Annotated in this window: 1 protein-coding gene; it reads right to left on the minus strand. The window is 57.3% G+C overall.

What is annotated here, in order from left to right; all coding sequences use genetic code 11:
- On the minus strand, nt 1–2,219 hold a 2,219-nt coding region (locus AC0QHF_RS28880), incomplete at both ends, for a S8 family serine peptidase (protein WP_324707739.1).

Below are 2,219 nucleotides of genomic sequence, written 5' to 3' on the forward strand. Positions count from 1 at the left end.
ATTGCCGGTTTGCACGTCCCAGGCTTCGGGGGCGTCGATGTCCGCGTCGGGGGTGCCCCCGGTCTGTCCGGTGTTGTCCAACCCCCACAGTTGGGAAAATTCCGGATCGTTGGGGATGGTGGAATTGATGTTGACGATGTAATTGGGTTCGATATATTCGATCGCGGGATGCTCGTTGAAGGTGGCGACGGCATTCTCTACGTCACCTTCGATCTGCCACAGTTGAACTCCCGAGTTTTGGGTGGTTTCGACCACTTCGGCGCCCAGTGTGTTGAGAATATCATTGCGATCGCCCGAATCGGCACCGGACTTGAATTTGACGATCACCTGATTCCGCGCATATTCGGCATCGCGGGGAATTTCGCTGCGACGGTCGGACTCGGATGCCAAGTCCCCGGACACCTGCTCGCGGGCCATCTCAATCGATTCGCCTTCGGAGGTACCACTCCCTTCGCCACCGGTGGGATAACTCTGCTTCCATCCCTCTTGTTGTTCCTCCCGGATGGTGTAAGTCCCCTCGAACAGACCCGTGAAAGTATATTCGCCGTCGGAATTCGTGACCGCAGAGGGCTCCTCGGGGTCGAGTTGGCTGTTATTGTTTTCGTCGATGTAGATCGTCCAGTCCGACAGGGCGGGTTCACCTTCATCCTTGACGCCATCGGCATTCAAGTCATTCCACTTGACGCCCGAAATGCTGCCGCCAGATTCGGACTCGACGTTGCCGAAGTCGATATCGAGGACATCCTCGCCCTCACCCACATCCACCGTATGGCTGCCGGGGGCAGTCCCGGTGAAGGAGAAGTTGTCCAGCAAAACGCCGGAATCGATAGCAGTATCTCCCACATCGACGGCTCCGACACCGATGTTATAGGTTCCGTCGGCGGTAAAGGTGTGGGTGTAGGTTCCCCATCCGGTTTCACTCCAGAAACTCGTTCCGGAGGGCACCAGAGGGGTGAAAGTATTGGCCACCGTATCGCCGTCCGACTCCACGGAGACGAAGGCGAAGTCGTTGAAGGGCGATTCGGAACCTTCGTTGGTGAGGAAGTTGTAATCGAAGCTGATTTCATCTCCCGCCTTCACCGTCAGGGTTTGCTTGATGGCGGAACCTTCCGTGGCGTCGCCGTTGCCCAAACCGTCCAGGATGCCCCCCGGCAAATTCAGGAAGGCTTCCAAGTCGGCGTCACTTTGAGAACCGTCGCCATTGGTCACCAAAGCTTGATAGGTACCCTCCGTGGGGTCGGAACCGAAAGCGTCGGTTTTGACGGATGTGTCTCCCCGGGTTTCCCAACCCGTCAGATCTCCCGTTTCAAAACCGGTATTTTTGAGACTGCCGGGATAGGTTTGCTGCCATCCGTCTTGCAGTTCCTCCGCCACTTCGTAGGTGCCGGGTTCCAGGTTGTCGAAGGTATAATTTCCGTCGCCGTCGGTGACGGTGGAGGGTTCTTCGGGGTCGAGCTGGCCGTTATTATTTTCGTCAATGTAGATTGTCCAGTCTGCCAAACCGGGTTCGTCGTCATCCTTGTCGCCGTCAGTATCGAGGTCGTTCCACTTCTGGCCGGAGATGCTGCCCGGTTCGTCGGGGGAAACGGCAGTGTTCGCATTCAAACGCCCCCCCGTCACCATCAGTCCGTCCAGGGCCGGAATTTCATCCACCGTGTCGAGGATGCTCTGTTTGACTTCCCCAGGAGACAAGCTCGGGTCTTGGGACAACAGCAAACTCGCCACCCCGGCAACGTGGGGAGCCGCCATCGAAGTGCCGTCGTAACTGGCGTATCCGTCGCCGGGAACGCTGCTGAAGATATCGACTCCGGGAGCTGCCAAGTCTACACTGGTGGCTCCATAGTGGGAGAACGATGCCAACTCATCATTGTGGTCGGTGGCGGCGACAGAAATGATATTCTCAGAATCGTAGCTGGCGGGATTGAAGGGATAAACATCATTGTCTGAATCATAGTTTCCCGCCGCCGCCACGAACACTTGTCCGCTGGCACCGGCCGCATCGATCGCATCCTGAAGGGCGCTCGAAGAAAAATAGCCGCCCCAACTGTTGTTGGTCAGGTCGGCTCCCATCATCGTGGCGTATTCCACCGCTTGGATGGCGTTGAAAATGGTTCCCGAACCCGAATCGTTCAGAAACTTGACCGCCATAATTTGGGCGTCCCAACTGACTCCGGTGACTCCCACGCCATTATCGCCCTGGGCGGCAATGGTGCCGGCGA

This window comes from Lyngbya sp. CCY1209 (assembly GCF_055795065.1).